We start from the raw sequence: 19,088 nt of genomic DNA on the forward strand, positions 1-19,088 counted from the left end.
TCTCTTCGAAGTAGTTTCCATCGCTCTCCTCACAATGTGCTTGAAGATAAGCGAACCATGCCTTATTTTGTAACACAGTGGTACTAGGAGGATTCGATCCGTCGTCTTGATCTGACTGCGTGACATCATGAAGCATGAATCGGGCTCCGTATCTGGCGCCATTCCGGCCGGCGACACAAGCGTGACGCCGCACTCCGTGTTTGAAGACATCTACGGGATGATCGTCGGCATGGCTTTTGTTGTGATCGGGCTCGTGCTGCTCAAGGCAGCCGGACTCGTCACCGGCGGTATCGCAGGGATTGCGCTGCTAGCCTCGTACGTCTTTCCGCTATCTGTAGGCACCATCTTCACGTTGGTGAACATTCCGTTCTTCATCTTCGCGCACTTCGTGATGGGGCCGCGCTTCGCGATCAAATCGACGATCACGAGCTGCGGCATCACGTTCGCCCTCGCGGCGATGCCCCAGACGCTAAGAATTGCATTCGTGGACCCGCTGTTCGCGGCATTGGTGGGCGGCACGCTGTGCGGCATGGGCGTCCTCGCGCTCGCGCGGCACGGCGCGGGCGTCGGCGGTACCGGTGTCGTCACACTATGGCTGCAACGCGTGCGCGGCATAAACGCCGGTATTACGCAAGTGTGTATCGATGCGATGATCCTGCTAACGTCCACACTGGTCATTGAGGCCGGCCGGGTCGGCTGGTCGGCGATCAGTGCCGTAGCGATGAGCGCGATGGTCGTCGCGTAGCATCGCCCGGGCCGCTATACAGGCACCACGCGCTGAGCAAGCGATCGACGTTACGCTACGTCGAGCGGCCCGGAATACAAGGGCGATGCTGAACGAGCATGTCCGTCCTTCCAACGAAGCTAAGTAAGCATCGGAATACAGAGGGGTCGTGACGACAGAAGAGCTGGACGCAGCGTATGAGGCGGATAAGCAGGCTTGCCGCAATAGTCAAACGCAAGACGACAACCCGTTCAGCTTTATGGCAGAAGGTGCCAAGTGGTCTGACTGGCTTTCGGGTTTCAATGCGGTGTTCAGCAGACTCAGTAATTGAACACGGAAACGGAAAAACGCGCATGTACAGATAGTTGTACATGTTTCGGTCGGATGTGTTACACTTGTACATCTTTCGGTACAGATCAACTCAAGGAGAACAAATGCGCACAATCCCTTTCACCGACGCGCGCGCTAACCTTAAGCAGGTGATCGATAACGTGGTTGATGACGTCGACGTTACGCTTATCACTCGCCGCGATGCACCCAATGCGATTGTCATGTCACAGGAGCATTACGACAGCTTGATGGAGACGGTTTACCTGCTTCGCTCACCAGCGAACGTTGCTCATCTTGAGCGGTCTATTTCGCAATTGCGCGCGGGCAAAGTCAAGTCACGCAAGCTGGACGAAGCTGGCGCATGAGCGCCTTGAACATCATGTGGACCGCCGAGGCATGGGACGACTATGTCTATTGGCAGGGGCAAGATAAGAAGACGCTTAAACGAATCAATCAGCTTGTCAAAGATACTCAACGAACGCCACTCGAGGGTATTGGAAAACCTGAACCGCTGAAGGCGAACTTGACAGGTTTTTGGTCGCGACGCATCGACGAAACCAATCGTCTAGTCTATGAGGTTACGGATACGCAGATCAACATCATCTCGTGCCGCTACCACTACTGATGGTCCGAGCCGGAATTCAAGGAAAAGACTAAGGAAAGAATATGAGCCTGCTGTATAAGTTGGAATTACGAGACGACAACAGCAACGTTTCTACATTTTATGCAGACGACTGGGCAAGTGTGGAAACGCTGGGTGAACTGATCAAATCCGCTGCCACAACTATCGATTATGAGCGGTTTTCTGCGGACGGAGCCCTTGCGGTTTACGACGCTGAAGGGACGGTGGTTGCTCGTACGGACGGCCGCTCGGGTTGGGCGCTACCGGATCACGGCCTCGGCCGCTGAGGTAGGTCGGGAAACATCGTGACGACACTGAATATCATTCGTTCGATTGAAGCTGTTGGACTCGTGGCCGTGAGCGCGTGGGGGATCAGCCTGGGCAAGTGGAAGCTAACCATCTTGCCAATCGCTTGCGCGGCGATGCTCGGCGCGGTGATGGCCGCCGGTTACTAGAAGGGAAAAGATAAAGAAGTACGACCAACCAAATGAGGATCGAAATGCGTCTTTTGCTTGCCTTGATTTTGCCGTGGCTTCAATTCTTCACGATCGGCCGTCCGTTCACCGGGATCATTTGCCTCCTGCTCCAGCTCACGATCATCGGCTGGATTCCTGCCGCGATCTGGTCCGTCTACGCTTTGAGCCAATACAAGACGGACAAGAAAATCGAGCGTGCTCTTTCGACCCGCGGCTGACAGCTGAAAAACATTCGACGCGCGAGCGTCCCGCACGTCGGCCGGTATGCGAGCGAAGTGATTGAGATTCAGATCACCAGAGATCGAGGCCAAGTTTTCGTCGAACTTAGACACGGCGCGGGACCCTGGTATGAAAAGGATCGTCTGCTTGAGAGGCTGGGAGTGCCGTACAGTCGGTTTCCCATTGGCCCGTCCGGCCTGTGGCATGGATGCAGCATCGAAAATCAATCGACCGATCTACGGCAGCACTTGGAGGTTTTGGCCCGTCACATAGCAACCGAACGGCGATAGGAAAACAACCGAACGGCGATAGGAAAAAGGGGGGAAGAACTGTGGAAACGTTTGCCGATGCGGACGGTCACCGCAAGCTCCTGACTGACCTCATTTCGCGGTTGGAAGACGACGAGCTTAAATTCTACGAATCGTCATCGACCTTCAATTTTTTTGCGTGGCACGTCTGCGCCGGCGCGGCCTTCGTTATGTCGATCCTGTCTGGAGCGCTCGCCAGCTTCATGAGCGATGTAACGTTCAAGGAATACGGGAAAGTGGTGCTGGCTGTCCTGTCATTTGTGAGTGCCATTGGAGGATTTGTACATCGCGTATGGCGTCCTTTGCACATTCGTGCATCCAACCTCACGGCCCTCATGGCTCGACATGCGGGACAGAAATTCGAGTTGCAGTATCGCGTGGAACCCGACCCCGAAGTAGTCGCTATGCTGCTGAGCATGGGCATTCGCGTGCTCAATCAGGCAATGCGGGCACTACCGTCTTTCACGGACCTTGCGTCGGATAAGGTCGACGCAGTGACGGCCGAGCTTGATCGGGGTCTCATGAGCGTGAACGAGTCGAAATAGGAAAAGCATGACGATGACCTCTCGAATTGTGTCCCACGGACTCGTAGTTTTTTTGTCATTGAGCGGCTTGGCATCACGGTTTGCGCAAGCGTTTTTAACAACGGAAAACAGCCGACATGGAAAGCGGGATTGTTGAAAGGCGTCACTCGATGGTCGTGACCGCGATGCTCGTTTTGATGAGCGCTGCTATCACGGCCCGTAACAACGTTTGCGATTGACGATAATTCTTGGTTACGGGTATTGTGAGTGCCTCTCGTAGCGAAGCAATCGGTCGGACGCCTGACTTGGAACAAGATCCGTCAACCTGCCGTTGGCAAAACGAAAGACTGAGTCAGGTAATCAAGTGACAGTCGCGCTTTAAGCTGCGCTACAACCAGCAAAATATATCCAACAGAAGTAGCTAAAGTTTTTCCCTGGCCGTCCGTTAAGCAGTTATCGGGTAATCCGCACTGCTGCACTGCATTTGCCCATGAAGTCACCGCCGGATAGCGCCAGATTCACAGCACAAGACCGCGCTCTAGCCGCGAGTTGACCAACCAACAGCTAGATCCCGGAGCACGCATGAACCAGTTCGTTCGTCTCAATCTGCTAGGTTCGTCTGAAGCCATGCAAGCGATGAGACGGCAAATAGAAAAGATTTCCAGCGTGGACGTACCGGTGATGGTGCTGGGCGAGACCGGCACGGGCAAGGAACTGGTAGTGCGCGCTATTCACTACCTGGGAGAACGTAAGCAACGACCCTTTGTGCCGGTCAATTGCGGCGCGCTGCCGGAAATGCTGGTGGAAAGCGAGTTGTTCGGTCACGAGCGCGGCGCGTTCACCGATGCAAAGATGGAAAGTCCCGGATTGATCGGCGAAGCAGATGGCGGTACGCTGTTTCTAGACGAAATCGATGCGCTCGGACTTAAGGCGCAAGCCGCGCTGCTGCGTTTTCTGCAGGACGGGACGTATCGGCGTGTCGGCGGTGCGAAGACGCGTAAAGCGAATGTGCGCATCGTCGTGGCGACCAACGCGAACCTAACCGCACTCTCCGAAGCACGGCATTTCAGACGCGACTTGCTCTATCGACTCGATGTCGTGACGCTGCGGATTCCACCGTTGCGCGAACGCAGTGACGACGTCGTTGAACTGGCGCATGTGTTTCTTGAGCGTTTGCGCGCCCGTTACGCGAAAGACGACATGCGCTTCGACGCGGAGTCGCTGAATCATCTTCGGATGCATACGTGGCCGGGCAACGTACGCGAACTTGAAAATACGGTGCATCGTGCATTCTTGCTGAGCGACGATCATTCGGTCAGACTAGGGACAACCGTTTTGCCCGGTGCTGCGCCGCCAGCCGAAGGGCCAGTCACGACACGTGGCTTTCGAACGGAGAAGGCCGCGGCTATCGCAAGCTTCGAAACCGAATATCTACGCCGCCTGCTGGCGGAATCGAACGGCAACCTGTCACTGGCTGCGCGGCTTGCGGGTGAGGAGCGCAGCGCGTTTGGCAAACTGGTCCGCAAACATGGTCTTGCTCGCGATCGTTCAATTTGAGTGCACTGGCTTGCGCGGCTGGGCATGCCGCCCGGTTGCCTGCGAGCACGCCGGCCGGCTCCATTGGCTCTCACCATGAACGCCGATTTGATGCGCATGGTCGCTCATCGCATCACCCGCTATCTGCGTGAAAATCCCACTGCTGCCGACACGGTAGAAGGCGTGCATATCGTCTGGGTCGGTCACGACCTCGCTCATCCGTCGCTCGACATTACCCAGGCCGCGCTCGAACTGTTGTTCGACGAAGGGCTCGTCGCATGCGTGCCCATCGGCAACCGCCTGCTATGGCGCGCTGTGCGCACGGCCGCCGATTGATCGGCACTGTTCGCATCATCCCGTAGTCCTCCTGCCGTCCTTCTGTCGCTCTCCTGTCGTCCTCGTTTTGTGATGCGTTGAGCCGTCCGGTCCCTCCCGCTTCGAACCCACTCAGCAATTCAACGAAAGTTTCAACAAGTCCATGGCCGCAATCACGCGGCCGCACGGTCAACTTCGTGCTGCCTGTTGCTGGGTTGAATTCGACCCATCGCATGGGGATCTTTCGCCTCACCTCATCCAGCCCGGAGCCAGCATTCGATTGCGCAGAAAGCGCGTTCAGCAGGCGCATCGGCCTGGGTGGAACACCGCCCATGCCAGCCGCCGTCCAGTACCTGTCGGGATGGCTGTAACGACCGCCCAGTATGGCTTTTCGGCGATCAATACAAGCTGGCACGAAGCTTGTAAGAACAAAGACAGAGAGGAGCATCCGATCAAGCGGGGCCTTGTTCGTCTTCTCTTTCCCAACCGATTGAAGCGAGGCGAGCACATGGGGTTTATCGAGGACGACAACGTCCAGCAGAAGCTGACGCGGGTGCGACCACCGCGCGTTCGGATCACCTACGACGTAGAGACGGGCGGCGCGGAACCGGCGACGCAACTTCCGTTCATCGTCGGCATCTTCGCGAATCTCGCGGGCGATGCAGGCGGTCCGGACACGCCGATTCCGTACAAGCAGCGCGAGTTCATCGAGATCGATCGCGACAATATCTACGACATCATGAAGGCGTCGGGTGCGAGCGTTTCGTTGTCGACGGTCGCGCTGCCGCCCACCAAGCCGGGGGGTAACCCCGAGCATGACCCCACCAACTTGCTGTTTCGCACGCTCGACGATTTCTCGCCGATAGCGGTGGTACAGCAGGTGCCGCGGCTGGCTGCGCGCAACGCGTTGCGCGGTAACGTGCGTGGGTTGCAAGCGCGCGCTGAGATCGACGACGAGCTGGCCGCTACACTCGACCAGATCTGCGCGCCGGATCAGGCGCCGTTGCGCAAGGCTATAGCCGATAAATATCCGGTCAGCACCGACCCGAAAAAACCGAACGGTCCGTCCGTTTGGGCCGCGCTCGGCCTGACGCCTGAAGCGACTGACAAACTGGTGCCGCCGGCGCAATTAACCGCGGACAACGTGGTCGCGCAACTGATGGGCCGGCTCGCTACTACGCAGCCGCCGGTACCGACCACGAACGCGGCACCGGCAGTAAATCAGGCTCAAGGGGCAAGCACGGGTACCGCTCCGATTGTAGCCGATGCTACTGGAGCTGCTGGTGCCGCGGTGGCCGGTACCGCTGAAGCTGGTACTGCTGAAGCTGGTACTGCTGGAACCGATACTGCTGGAGCTGGCACCGCTGGAGCGGGCACCGCTGGCGCCGGAACAACCACACCTCAACCTCCCGCCGCCGACTGGCAAGACGCGCTGATTACCATCGGCCACTTCAACGAAGCCGTTATCGCTCCGATCACCGCGCAAAACACACCGCCGGCCAAACGCGCCGTGCAGTGGATCGACGACGCGGTGGTCCAAGTCGACGCCGCGCTCAGCGCCAATCTCGACGCGATCATGCACGCGCCGTCGTTTCAGACGCTAGAAGCCACATGGCGTAGCCTCGCGAGTCTCGTGGCGAACACCGAAACCGGCTCGATGCTCAAGCTCAAGGTGTTCAACACTCGCCGCGACGAGTTGTCCAGAGATCTTGAGACTGCGGCCGAATTCGATCAGAGCCTGATGTTCAAACTCGTCTACGAGGGCGAATACGGCACGCTGGGAGGTAATCCGTACAGCCTCCTGCTGACCGATTTCCCGATCTCCAACAGTGCGCTCGACGTCGAGTTTCTCAGCAAGATGACGCAGGTCGCCGCTGCCGCGCACGCGCCGCTCATTGCCGGTGCCGCGCCCGCCATGTTCGCCTTGCAGGACTTTTCGCAATTAGGCAAACCGCGCGATCTGCAGAAAATCTTCGAAGGCACTCACTGGAATTCCTTCAACGACTTCCGCCAGACCGAAGACTCACGGTATGCCACGCTCGTGTTGCCGCGTCTGCTATTGCGCTTGCCATACGACTACACGGTCGCGCCAGTAGGGTTCAACTACATCGAGGATATCTCCAGTACCGGTGTGCGTCCCTCGACGGATCCGGCCAACCTGAACGCCGACGAAAACGGCACGAAGTTCGCCGATATTGATACCGACAGCAAATTTCTGTGGGGCAACGCGGCCTATGCGCTGGTCCAGCGGATCACCATCGCGTTCTCGCTGTATCAATGGACTGCAGCTATCCGTGGCGAAGAGGGCGGCGGTATGGTGGACGGCTTGCCACTCTACGAATACCGCACCGATCGCGGCTCCGAGGTGCTGTTCTGTCCGACGGAAGTAGCCATTACTGATCGCCGCGAAAAGGAATTGAGCGACCTGGGTTTCATCGCGCTATGTCACAGCAAGGGATCGTCGAAGGCGGTGTTCTTCGGCGGGCAGACCGTCAATAAGCCGATCGCTTACCAGTCCGACGAAGCGAACGCCAACGCGCAGTTGTCGGCACGCCTGCCGTACATGCTGGCTGCTTCGCGCTTTGCGCACTACGTGAAGGTCCTGGTGCGCAGGAAGGTGGGTGCCTTCCAGAACCGGGGAACACTTGAAGCATTCCTGAATAACTGGATCTCACAATATGTACTGCTCGATGACAACGCGACGCAAGACGTGAAGGCTAGCTATCCGCTGCGCTCGGCCCGCATTGTGGTCACGGAGGTGCCGGGCGCGCCGGGCAGCTACAAGGCAACGATGTTCCTGAAGCCGCACTTCCAGCTCGAGGAATTAACCGCGTCGATCCGTCTCGTCGCGGACCTGCCGAAAGTCTCGTCCTAAGGCGTCACGCGCCACTCATCACGACAAGGAACAACGATGGATCTTATTTTGTTGCAACCGGGCGACGCCGATGTCTTCGGCGGTGCGAATAGCTGGGACAACGGCGGTAGCCTGATCGATAACACCTGGCGCGATCAGGTGCTGGCGCTCGGCGAATGTATCGAACTGGTGTCGGTTCACCAGGGCATGAAGCAGCAGGTGACCACGGATGTCAGCAACTCGGCACGTACCTCCGGGCGGCCGATCATCACCGAGTTCACGTGCACCAAGTACGTCGACAAGACCTCCGTGAAGTTCTACGAGTATTGCTTGCGGGCACAGCCGCTCGGCAAGGGAAAGGCGCAGCCGACCAAGCTGTATATCGCGCGCAACTCGGGTGAAACCACCGGCAACATCATGACGTTCCAGTTGCGCGACGCGATCATCAGCGAAATCCAGTTCCAGTCGCATCCGGACGATATGCCCACCGAGCAGTTCAAGCTCAATTTCACCGAGATCCTCTGGACCTACACGGTGCAACGCGCAGATACCGGTCCGGCCGGCAATCTCGCGACCGGCTGGAGTATCGCGCGCAACCGGCCGATTGGTCAGTTTACCGACTGATCGCCTGATCAATCACCCGACTGATTTTTCCGCGGGGCGGCGATACCGGCCGCTATCCGGCGATCAGTCGCCCGTCCAACCGTCAAAGGCTCCTGCACCATGCGCTATTTGTTCGAACGCCTCGCTGCCGCCACGCCCATCGGGGCCGGCTTCGCCGAACCCGTGGACCTGGGTGAGGCCGTTGCTGCGCAGATTCAGCGGATGGTCGCCACGCGGCCGCGGAAAGCGGGCGACGACAGTGATCTGCTCGGCTTCGGCATGCTCAACGTGGTGGACGTGTCGGCTAACGGTGAGGCCGGACTGCGGCGCTACGCGGCGCGTCTTGCGCGCATGATCGAACGCTTCGAGCCGCGCCTCGCGAACGTCGAGGTAACGCTGGTTCCCGACCGCAATCCTCTGATGCCGAACCGCTTGCGCGTTTCCGGCCGGCTGTGCACGGCCGACGCGCAGCCGTTCCGCATCGTGGTCGACGCTGGCACGGGCGCTGCGCTGGAAGTTGTGCTGCGATGAGGCTTGCCGATACCACGCTCGCCGATTACTTCAACGCGGAGCTGACCGCGTTGCGCACGGACGCCGCGATCTTCTCGCGCAGTTATCCGGCCGCTGCGGGTGCGCTCGGCCTGGGCCAGGGACGCTCGACCGATCCACAAGTTGAACTGATGGTGCAGTCGTTCGCCTTTTTGGCCGGACGCCTGCGCTATCAGCTCGATCTCGGCATGGCGTCATTGCCCAATGCGCTGACCGATCATCTGTACCCGCATTTGTCGTCGCCTCTGCCTTGCATGGCAATCGGCACCTTCGACGTCAAGCCGGACGGCGCGAATTTTGCCAAGCGCCAGGTGCTCGAGCGCGGTCGCCTCTTCACGGGCAGTGGTCACGACACGCGCGGCAATCCGGTCACCTGCCGTTTCACCACATGCTATGAAACGCCGCTGGTACCGCTCGTAATCGACGGGATCCGGCTCGTCGCGCCCAGTGCCGGGTCGCTTGATCCTGCGGATTGGCACGACCCGAGCCTGCGCTCTGTGCTGAGCGTGCGGCTGCATCGCACCGGCGCGGGGACGCTGAATGAATTAAAGATCGAGAAGCTGCGCTTTTATCTGAGCTGTGCGTCCAACGACCTGCATACCTTCTACGAGATGCTCACGCTGGGACTCAAGAAGATCGTCGCCCAGCCGCTCGACGCAAACGGCGAGCCTGCCGGGCCGCGCCAGACCTTGCCACCCGAGGCGTTAAAATGGTGCGGCTTCGAAGAGCAGCAGGCGATGCTCAAGGTCAGCGACAACACACATCCCGGCTATCGGCTGCTGCAGGAGTACTTCGCATTCTCCGAGAAATTCCTTTTCTTCGATGTCGAGGGACTGACCTTTAGCACAGGTGCGACCACATTCGACCTGATGTTCATCGGCACCCAGCCGCTCGACGTGATCGCCGCGTTGCCGCGCGATCTGCTGCGGCTCAATTGCGTGCCACTGATTAATCTGTTTCCGCAACGGCTCGAACCCATCGCGCTGGATCACACGCGTTATGAATACCGCCTGCAGGGCGATGCATTGAAGCACGCCTATTGTGAAGTGTATTCGCTGACCGAGCTTTACTCGACGCGGCCCGGCGAAGCGCCGCGCGCTCTCGCGCCGTATTTTTCGATGGACGACTTCCAGCGCCTGCAATCGCAAGACTATTTTTACATGACTCGGCGCGAGGAATCGCAGTTGGGCGATGTGCAGGGCACGGAACTCTACGTATCGTTTCTCGACGCGACGTTCAACCTCGGGCGGCCCGCTGACGAAACACTCGGCGGTCAGGCACTCTGTACTAATCGCAACCTGCCGGAACAGCTTCGCCAGGATGCTCCGCTTCGTCTCGAAGGCGCCGGGCCGATCACGAACGCCCATCTGGCGAGCGCGGTGACGGCGCATCAGACGCCACGGTTGATTGGCGCGCGGCCTTGGGCGCTGGCAACCCAGCTTGCGCTCAACCGGTTGTCGCTGGCGGAAGGGCCTCAGGCGCTGGCCGCGTTGAAGGACCTACTCAAGCAGCACGTCGGTATGCGCGGCGAAGACGGTTTAAACCAGATCGATGGGATTCGCGACATGCGCACTGTGCGCGTGATGCTGCGTCGCGGCGACGATGCCTGGCGCGGTTATGTAGATGGCTTGCGGGTTGACCTGTCGCTCGACCGGTCGAGCTTTGCGGAAGGCAGCGTGATTTTGTTCGGTGAAGTGCTGCGGCGCTTTTTCGCTCTGTATAGCGCAGTCAATACCGCGGTCGCGCTGCGTATCAGCGTCAACGACATCAAGGGAGTCCTGAAAGAATGGCCCTCACTCGCTGGCGCGACACCGCTACTGTAGAAGAACTGCTGTTCGGCGAGCCCGAACGCATCGACGTGTTCCAGCTCGTGCGGCTGTTACGTGTGCGCGATTCAGCGAGCCCGGCAGCGGCTCTCAAGCTCAAGCAACGGCTTATGTGGCGCCTGATGAGCGGCGAGGCCGACACGCGCAGTTTCGCAGGATTCTCACAGCGGCTGCGCTTTCGCGCCGATTTGTCGCCGGCTTTCCCCGGTTGTGAGGTGACCGCCTGCACGTCGCTGGACAGCGCCGCTACGCCCGTAACCCCGGCAACGCAGCAGGCTGCTTCCGTAAAGACTGGCATGGTTGAAATCCGTACGCCTAACTATTGCATCGCGAGTGAACTTGGGCCGTTGCCGGAACCCTTTGTGGATTGGGTGCGGGACCGGCTACGCGACGACGATCAGACCTTTGCCGCGTTCCTCGACGTGTTTAACCACCGCGTCAACATATTGCGTCATCAATTGAAGGCCCGCCAGGACGTGGCGCTCGATTACGCGCTGCCGCAGGACACACTCCAGGCGGATTTTCTGGCTAGCATCGCCGGAGTGGGTTCGCGCGATGCCGAGGCGCAGATCGCCTTGCCGCGCCGTGCATGGCTCGGCATGACTGCGACACTGGCAGACCCGCGACGCAGCGCTGCAGCCGCACTGACAGCGTTGCGCCAGTACCTCGGCGTCCCGGCGACGCAACTGGTGCCGCTCGTGGGCGGCTGGCGGCCATTGTCGGCGCAACAATGGCCGAGCCTTGGCCGTCAGGCAACGCTCGGCGGCGATGCCGTTCTCGGCGCGCAAGTCTGGAACGAGATGGCCGGCGTGCGTCTGCATGTGCCCGACGTGGACTATGGACGGTTGTGCAGACTTCTGCCGCCGCCGTGGACCGCACCGTCTATCGCAACAGATTCTTCTAGCCGCACACAACCCGACGACGCGCCGCTCGACGGCTATCTCGGGCTCGTACACATGGTGCGCTTGCTGTTCGATCGGCGCGTCGACTGCACGATCGAATTGACGACACGTGCCGCGCAGTTGCCGCAATCCATGCTGACCGCGACGCCCGGCCTGGGCGACACCGCGCCTTCGAGCGCGCAGCCCACCGGAGTGCCTTACATGGGGCTGCGGCTCGGTCAGACGGCGTGGCTGGCGAGTTCATCCGAACACGATGCAGATGCCTTGCATGAAGTCATGCGCCAGGTCAGTTTCATGATCGTGGGCGATCCGTCCGTTGACCGTTCCGATGCATCCACGGAGTCGTTTCAATGAGTACGTCGGACATGATTGGAACGACCCGTATCGAGAAGATCGACGCACTGGCGCCGGCGGTCTTCCTGCATGTCGCCCTGTTTCTGCCCGGTGGTGTCACGATCGGCTCCGAAACCTTTCGCGCGACGAAAATCAGCGGTCAGGAGAAGGTATCGGAACCGTTCGAGTTCCAGCTCGAACTCCGTGCGAATACATCGACGAAAAAACATGTGCCGACGCTGCGTTTCGAGCAATTGATCGGAAGGCCAGTCACTTTCGGTATCGACCGGCCCGATTTTCGCCTGCCGGAAGACACGTTGCTGGAGGCGCTCACCGGCGCGTCGAACGACCGGTTTGCTGATGCGTTGAAGGGCGGTGGACCGAACCCGTCGTTGTCGCTTTTCAATGGCATTGTCACCGCATTTTCGATGAGCGAGCCGGGCGTCTACAAGGCGAGCGTCAAGCCTGCGCTGTGGAAGCTCTCGCTGACCAATCGCTATCGCGTGCTGGTGCAGAAAAGCGTGGCGCAATCCATCGAAATGCTGATGGGCGAACACGGTATCCGTTGCTCGCTGGCGGGCATTGCCGGGACTCACAATCTCGCGCAGACCCGCACGCAGAACTGGATGCAGGCGGGCGAATCCGACTATGCGCTGTTGCAGCGGCTGATGGGCAAAGCGCAGATTCACTACTACTTCACGCATACCGGCGACACCCACACCGTGATGTTTTCGAACACCACGCATTACCCCCCAATTCCGTTCGACCGGCCGTTGCACTATACGTCGGTCGACACGAGCGCGCTCGGGCTCACGCAAGCCGACGTGGTGTCGCAATACACGTACGAACAGTCGCTCGTGACCAGCGGCGTGGAGTGCGTGCTGGCGCGCCAGCAAGAAGCATGGGACCTTGACGCTATTCCGACGTTTCTGACCTATGCAGCCGGTCCGACCGATCCGGGCGCGTTGCCATTCACGCAATACCGGCAATTCCAGTACGGCGTGAGCGACTGGCAGGCACGTGAATCGGCGAGCGTTGCAGATGCGTCGCGGAGCGCATCCGCCGAGCGTTTCACCGGCGCGAGTACGTGTGCGCAGATGCGTGTCGGCCATCGCTTCACGTTGTCGATGCCAACTAGCGGCACGGCCGGTCAACCCATCCAGTCCTCGCTCGACAAGCAGGTGTTCGTGCTCACCGAGGTATCACACGAAGCGAGTCTTGACGGCGACTACCGGAACAGTTTCAGCGCGACTGATCAGGATGGCCTGATTACCCCCTTTTCGATTGAACAGACGCAGCAAGGGTCCGTGCTCGCCACCGTGGTGGACGCGGACGGCAGCAGCACGCCGAAGGACTGGCGCTACTACACACGTCAGAACTTCGAGATGGTGACGAGCGACCAGATCGACCGCGACGCGAGTCCGACTACGTTGCAGGCGAAGGGTGTCTACGTGAACTTTGCAACCGACAACGCGGCGAACGCGACAGCGCAGCGGGTCTGGGTGAAGTTGGCCGGACATATGCAGACGGTGCCGGAAGTCGGTGTGACGGTGATCGTGGCGCGCGCGCAGGACGAATCGGAACTGCCGGAGATCCAGAGCATCGTCCATGCAAACGGCACGCGTGCAGTGAGTCCTTCGGGCTGGACTTCGACCACGGCAATCGGCAACACCTTTTCGACCAGCTACAGCGATAGCCAGAACATCCGGTTCGGCGCGCACTCGGACGTATCGCTGGACAGCACGCTCGATCAGGCGATAGATACGGTCACTCGGGAGTACGCCACCCAGCAATATCGTGAAACCAGCTACTCGCAAGGTGCGAGCTACAGCTACTCGACCTCCGAGCAAAAGGAGCAGGGTTTGCTCAGCCGCTCGTTGGCATATGGCTCGACCCACAGTCAAAGCTGGGCCGCCCAGCAGCAGAATTTCTCGGCTGTCGGCAGCAGCTATAGCGAGAACATTGTGGGTCAGTCAAGCCCCGCGCTCGCGCAACCCGCACCGTCGCCCGCACCCGGTGCGGTCTCCGTGAACCTGAATACCGTGTACGGAGACACTCACAGCGAATCGACCAATCACGGCGACACCACCAGCCTAAGTAACGTGATCGGCAATTCGTCGTCGGTCAATACGGTGACGGGGGTCAGCGCGTCTTACTCGACTATCGAGGAAAACCAGTCGACTTCCGTCACCCGAAAATCGACCAGCAACAACACGACCGACATCTCGAACAACACGAACGTAGTCGGCACCTCGATCGAGACCTCGACCACCGGCAGCCACACCAGCGTCACGACGACCGGTACATCCGACACAACCAGCACGACAGAAACCTCAAGGTCGACGACCACGACCGGCAAACAGGATTCGACCAATACGGTGCGTGAGTCGACGACGGTCGACATGCAGGGCGTGACCACAGCGGTGACCATAGCCGGCGCGACGACGCGGCTGAACGTGTCGGGCGCCAGCACGGACATCACGATCTCCGGCATGCACTCGCAGGTGTCAATGTCGGCGTCGAGCCACACCATTTCGCTGGCCGGCCCCGGCATCCGCATCAACGAAGATGCAGAGAGTCCTGAGGTGAACACAACGAACGCGACGATCACGATCGTTGGCGTGATCCACATTTACCTGTGAGCACGCCATGAAAGTCGTTAAACCACTAAGCCTCGGTGTCCTGACCCGCTCGTATCTGATCGGCGGCGAGCGGCGGTTTGTTGTGTCCGCGCTGGGCTTTTTCAAGCTCGGCGAACCGGTGCAGCGCTTCGCGACGGAAAACGAACAATGGCCCGGTGTGCTCAAGGCGCTGGCCGAGCATGGCATCACACAGCCGCTGGATGAAGTATTGCTCAAGCCGCGTGCAGAATTGCTGCTGGCCGGCAACGCGTACGCACCGAATGGCAAGCCGGTTGAGCGGATGCAGGTGACGTTATCGGCCGCCGGTATCGAGAAGACGCTGGACGTTATCGGCGAACGTGCGTGGCGCTATGACCCATGGTTGCGCATCGACGAGCCCAAGCCATTTGTTGCGATGCCGCTTAGCTACACAAACGCGTTTGGTGGTCCGCATCATCCCGGCAACCCGATCGGATGCGGCTACGATCGCAATCGCCTGGCGGCGTTGATCGGCACGAACAGCCGGCCGATGCCGAATCTCGAACTGGCGGGCGACCCGGTGCGGCGTCACTGGGTGCGCTATGCGCCGGCCGGTTTCGGTCCGCTTGCATTCGACTGGCAAGCGCGCACGCAACACGCCGGGCGTTACGGCACGAAGTGGCTTGCACAGGAAGCGCCTGGGTTCTCGTCCAGTGCGAAGCCGGCCTTGTTCCAGCGCGCACCGGCTGATCAATGGCTCAATGCGTATCTGCAAGGCGGCGAAGCGTATCGGCTGGCCGGCATGCATCCTCAGCACAACGTGATCGAAGGGCAGGTGCCGCCACTCAGCGCACGCGCGTTCATCCAGCGTAGCGGTGCAGCTGCAATCGAGCCAGTCCAGCTTCACTTTGACACGGTGTGGTTCTTCCCAGGCCTCTTGCTCGGCGTTGCGCTTTACCACGGCGAAACGTCGCACGCGGATTCGCTCGGTTTCGATATTAAAGCGGTGATGGTGGCTTATGAACATCGCGATAGGCCGCGCTCGTATGCCCACTACGCCGATGTCTACGCACGGCGGACCGACCCCGCGGTTGCGGCGGCGCATCTGTTCAACGAGTCGGACCTCGCCGCTGATTTCGATGCCCCCACGCTCGTTGCGCGGAGCACGGCGAGCGCCGCACGCGCGGCCGATGCAGCAGCCACACAGCAAGCGCGGCTCGCGGCGCAGCTTGCCGATTTTCATATGACAAGCGGTACCACGCCCGCTTCGGAAACTACCGCTGGAGCAGGAGTCCGAACAAGTTTACCTATGCTTGATCGCGTGAGTATCGCGGAATCCGACTTCGATTTGAGCCCGATATTGGCGAGCGCCCAATCGATGCTTGCCGAAGCGCGCGCGCACGCTGCGAGCTTGCAAGCCGCGCTGCCGCTGCCCGTGGTAAGCGCTGATGCTCCTGCACCCGATCTGATCGCGCGCCGGGAAGCGGCCCTGACACGCGCCAGCGAACCGGCCACAGACATCTTGCCCCTCGACACCTGCACAACACTGTCAGCATCGGCCCGGCGCACGCTGCCTACCGGCGTCTCGCCCACCGTTGCCGACCACGACAAACTAACCGCCGTGTTAGCCGCCCAAGCCGGACAACAGCGCGCCGCGCGCCGCGCGCGTCTGAGCTACACCGATCCTGATGGTCCGTTGCCGCCCGAACTGGCGCGCTGGCTTGGCTTGCAGGTCGAGCAGTGGTATCGCGCGGGCGTGTCGCTCGCGGGGCGCGATATGGCCGGCTTCAATCTCTCGGGTCTCGATCTGACGAATGCGGATCTGCGGGAAGTGCAGCTGGAAAATGCCGATCTGCGCAACACGCGTCTGGCCGGCGCACGGCTCGATAGCGCCGTACTGACCGGCGCGGCGCTCGACGGCGCTGACTTCTCTCGTGCCACGCTAATCAATGCCAATCTGAGCCATAGCACGGGCGCGCATAGTGTGTTTGCGGGCGCTGATCTCAGCAAGGCGTGGGCACTCGATGCGCAATGGCCTGCCGCCGACCTAAGCGATGCTCGCCTCGACAATTGCCTCGCATCCGGCATCGGGCTTGTCGGCGCGCGCTTGCATCGTGTGTCGGCTGGACATGCAATATTCCTCAACGCTCTTGCTGGCGGAAGCGATTGGCAGGGCGCACAACTGTCGTCGACTGTGCTGATGCGCGCCGACCTGAGCGGTGCCACATTCGCCGGCGCGACACTGCGCAAGACCGTGCTGATGGACGCAAAGCTCACGCAGGCATCGTTTGAAGGCGCAACGCTGATCGACGTAGTGGCGGGCGGGCTCGCCGGCGACTGGTCGAACGCACGGCTTGCCGGCCTGCGCGCGGAACATTGCAGCTGGCAGCAAGCGGTGCTGAACGGCAGCGACTGGCGCGGCGCCACGCTCCAGGCGTGTGATTTTGGCCGCGCTGATCTCTCGCGCGCGCAGCTTTCGGATGGCCACTTCAGCGGCTGTCTGTTCACCGCTGCGAACCTGTCGGGCGTGCGGGCCGAGCGCGCCAATCTGTATAGAGCAGTCTGCCGCGCGGCGAATTTCACCGATGCATCGCTGGCCGGCGCAAGCCTGTTTCAGGCCGACACCAGCGATGCCATTTTCATCCGAACGAATATTCACGGCGTGCAGCTTGAAGCGGGCAGGAGGGCGATCGCATGAGCGCGCTACCGCAATTGCCGGCGTCTGTCCACACCGCTGCGTTCGCCGAGATCGCAAAGCAACGCGCACTCGGCCGTCCGGTGACTGACCTTGACCTGTCCAATGCCGACTTGCGTGGCGTGGACTTGACCAATACGATCTTCAAGAACGTGTGCCTTGTGGGATCGGATCTACGCGGCGCCGATCTGAGCGTGGCGAAGTTCCTGTATTGCAATCTGTCCGGCGCGCAATTGGGCGCCACGACACTCAAGCGGACGTCCTTCATTGGATGCAGCTGCGTCGGTGCGAATTTTTCGGGTGTGCAGGCTGCCTATCTGACGCTGATGCAGTGCGACGCCGCTGCGTCGGACTGGCGCCAGGCGACGCTGCAGCTCTCCACGCTGTCGGAATGCGTCTTGACCGGCGCGCAATGCGCAGGCTTGACGCTGTTGCGCAGCGTGTTGTTCAACTGCGGTCTAGCGGGCGCAGATTTCACGGAAGCGCGCCTCGATCAGGCCGCGCTTGCCAGCACCGATTTGCGCGCAGCGCATCTTACGGGTCTCAACGCGAATACGTCCGTGCTGATGGACTGCGACTTTTCGGGACTTGCCCTGGCGGGTATCAGCTTGCTTCGCTGCACGCTGCAGGGCTGCAATTTCACCGATGCCGATTTGACCGACGCGACGCTGACCGAAGCAAATTGCCGCAACGCGGTATTCGCGCGCACGCGAGTCAGCGGCTTGCACGCCGAGCGTGCGCTGCTGCTTGGCGCGCAATTGAGCGACCTCGATCTGTCGCGCGTCACGCTGACCGGTGCGTTATTTGTCGATGCCCGCTTGGCGCGCGTGCACTTTACGCGAGCGAACCTTGAACAAACGGTGTGGCATAGGAGCCTTCTGGCCGATGTGTCGTTCGACGACGCGCAGCTGTCCTACGCTCAATTCGATCACGCTCGTGGTGAACGCGTGTCGTTCGAGCGCGCGCAGTTGCAACACGCCAGCTTGCACGACGCGCGCTTCGACCCGGTGTCGTTTGCGGGCGCTCACACCTACCGGATGAAATCGACCGACGAGGCGCTGCTCGCTGCCCAGCACGCCACGTTGCAACTGGAGACGCTGAGATGAATGAAGAGTTGCTGAAACAACGCCAAGCCGTGCCGCTTGCGCCACGCATGCAGGAAGCGACCGTCGCGGTCGAACTCGATACCCAGCGCTTTCTGCTCGACGACGGCCGCGTTGCCGCCACCGCGCTGACGTGCCTGATCGAACCGCGCGTAGGTGACGTGGTGCTGGTGGCCGAGCGCGCCGACGGCAGCCGCTACATCGTGCATATTCTCGCGCGCGACGCTGAGTCGGATGGCGCATCCAACGATGTCGTACTCACCGTACCCGGTGCGACCAAACTGACGATTGCGCAGGTGTCGATCGATATTGTCGCGACCGAGCGCGCCGCGCTGCGATCGATGAAACACGCCGATATCGTGGCGGCGACCGGCACGCTGAACGTCACGGCGAATGATCTTTTTCGTACGGTGACGGAAAGCGTGGTGGATGCCTTCCGGCACTACGTAGGTCACGCTGAACATTACTTGCTCGATGTCGATCAGCTGCTGCGCCAGCATGGTAAGCAAGTGATGATCACCGCGGAAAAAGACGTCAAGGTCGACGCCGATCGCATTTCAATGGGTTGA

At 60.4% G+C, this 19,088-nt stretch carries 19 protein-coding genes; all 19 read left to right on the plus strand.

Features of this window, described 5'->3' with window-relative positions; genetic code table 11:
- Positions 1–127: 127 nt before the first annotated feature.
- The 19 genes from M0D69_RS35590 (at position 128) to M0D69_RS35680 (ending at position 19,088) form a co-directional block, all read left to right on the plus strand.
- Positions 128–745, plus strand: coding sequence for a YitT family protein (locus tag M0D69_RS35590; protein ID WP_301786515.1), 618 nt, complete (start codon positions 128–130; stop codon positions 743–745).
- Between the two features lie 148 nt (positions 746–893).
- Positions 894–1,055 carry a hypothetical protein gene (locus tag M0D69_RS35595; RefSeq protein WP_301786516.1) on the plus strand — a complete coding sequence of 54 codons (162 nt, stop codon included), beginning with the start codon at positions 894–896 and terminating at the stop codon, positions 1,053–1,055.
- Positions 1,056–1,158: 103 nt separating this feature from the next.
- Positions 1,159–1,419: a type II toxin-antitoxin system Phd/YefM family antitoxin gene (locus M0D69_RS35600; RefSeq protein ID WP_301786517.1), complete on the plus strand. Its 261-nt coding sequence runs from the start codon at positions 1,159–1,161 to the stop codon at positions 1,417–1,419.
- Positions 1,416–1,679: a Txe/YoeB family addiction module toxin gene (locus M0D69_RS35605; RefSeq protein WP_301786518.1), complete on the plus strand. Its 264-nt coding sequence runs from the start codon at positions 1,416–1,418 to the stop codon at positions 1,677–1,679. The genes M0D69_RS35600 and M0D69_RS35605 overlap by 4 nt, the downstream gene beginning before the upstream one ends.
- Positions 1,680–1,720: 41 nt before the next feature.
- Positions 1,721–1,963, plus strand: coding sequence for a hypothetical protein (locus M0D69_RS35610; RefSeq protein ID WP_301786519.1), 243 nt, complete (start codon positions 1,721–1,723; stop codon positions 1,961–1,963).
- An 18-nt stretch (positions 1,964–1,981) separates the two neighbouring features.
- Positions 1,982–2,131, plus strand: coding sequence for a hypothetical protein (locus tag M0D69_RS35615; protein ID WP_301786520.1), 150 nt, complete (start codon positions 1,982–1,984; stop codon positions 2,129–2,131).
- Positions 2,132–2,175: 44 nt separating this feature from the next.
- Complete coding sequence (locus M0D69_RS35620) at positions 2,176–2,370, plus strand: YqaE/Pmp3 family membrane protein (RefSeq protein WP_301786521.1); 195 nt, start codon at positions 2,176–2,178, stop codon at positions 2,368–2,370.
- A 332-nt stretch (positions 2,371–2,702) separates the two neighbouring features.
- Entirely contained in the window at positions 2,703–3,224 is a 522-nt protein-coding gene (locus tag M0D69_RS35625; protein WP_301786522.1) for a hypothetical protein, read from the plus strand.
- 561 nt (positions 3,225–3,785) lie between these two features.
- Positions 3,786–4,760 (plus strand): sigma 54-interacting transcriptional regulator, encoded by a 975-nt coding sequence (locus M0D69_RS35630; RefSeq protein WP_301786523.1) that lies wholly within the window; start codon positions 3,786–3,788, stop codon positions 4,758–4,760.
- A gap of 75 nt (positions 4,761–4,835) precedes the next feature.
- Positions 4,836–5,075, plus strand: coding sequence for a hypothetical protein (locus M0D69_RS35635; RefSeq protein ID WP_301786524.1), 240 nt, complete (start codon positions 4,836–4,838; stop codon positions 5,073–5,075).
- Positions 5,076–5,562: 487 nt separating this feature from the next.
- A complete protein-coding gene (gene tssC / locus M0D69_RS35640; RefSeq protein ID WP_301786525.1) occupies positions 5,563–7,929 on the plus strand; it encodes a type VI secretion system contractile sheath large subunit in 2,367 nt (788 codons plus the stop codon).
- A 36-nt stretch (positions 7,930–7,965) separates the two neighbouring features.
- Positions 7,966–8,532: a type VI secretion system tube protein Hcp gene (locus M0D69_RS35645; protein ID WP_301786526.1), complete on the plus strand. Its 567-nt coding sequence runs from the start codon at positions 7,966–7,968 to the stop codon at positions 8,530–8,532.
- A gap of 99 nt (positions 8,533–8,631) precedes the next feature.
- Entirely contained in the window at positions 8,632–9,042 is a 411-nt protein-coding gene (tssE, locus tag M0D69_RS35650) for a type VI secretion system baseplate subunit TssE (RefSeq protein ID WP_301786527.1), read from the plus strand.
- The gene (tssF, locus tag M0D69_RS35655; RefSeq protein WP_301786528.1) at positions 9,039–10,883 is read left to right on the plus strand and encodes a type VI secretion system baseplate subunit TssF; all 1,845 of its coding nucleotides are present in this window, start codon (positions 9,039–9,041) and stop codon (positions 10,881–10,883) included. Before tssE ends, tssF begins: the two co-directional genes overlap by 4 nt.
- Positions 10,847–12,142, plus strand: a complete 1,296-nt coding sequence (locus tag M0D69_RS35660; protein ID WP_301786529.1) for a type VI secretion system baseplate subunit TssG — start codon at positions 10,847–10,849, stop codon at positions 12,140–12,142. The genes tssF and M0D69_RS35660 overlap by 37 nt, the downstream gene beginning before the upstream one ends.
- Positions 12,139–14,763: a contractile injection system protein, VgrG/Pvc8 family gene (locus tag M0D69_RS35665; protein WP_301786530.1), complete on the plus strand. Its 2,625-nt coding sequence runs from the start codon at positions 12,139–12,141 to the stop codon at positions 14,761–14,763. The genes M0D69_RS35660 and M0D69_RS35665 overlap by 4 nt, the downstream gene beginning before the upstream one ends.
- A 7-nt stretch (positions 14,764–14,770) precedes the next feature.
- Complete coding sequence (locus M0D69_RS35670; RefSeq protein ID WP_301786531.1) at positions 14,771–17,419, plus strand: DUF2169 domain-containing protein; 2,649 nt, start codon at positions 14,771–14,773, stop codon at positions 17,417–17,419.
- Positions 17,416–18,522: a pentapeptide repeat-containing protein gene (locus tag M0D69_RS35675; protein ID WP_301786532.1), complete on the plus strand. Its 1,107-nt coding sequence runs from the start codon at positions 17,416–17,418 to the stop codon at positions 18,520–18,522. Before M0D69_RS35670 ends, M0D69_RS35675 begins: the two co-directional genes overlap by 4 nt.
- Positions 18,519–19,088, plus strand: a complete 570-nt coding sequence (locus M0D69_RS35680) for a DUF3540 domain-containing protein (RefSeq protein WP_301786533.1) — start codon at positions 18,519–18,521, stop codon at positions 19,086–19,088. The genes M0D69_RS35675 and M0D69_RS35680 overlap by 4 nt, the downstream gene beginning before the upstream one ends.

Source organism: Caballeronia sp. SEWSISQ10-4 2 (genome assembly GCF_030464885.1).
Taxonomy (GTDB): Bacteria; Pseudomonadota; Gammaproteobacteria; order Burkholderiales; family Burkholderiaceae; genus Caballeronia.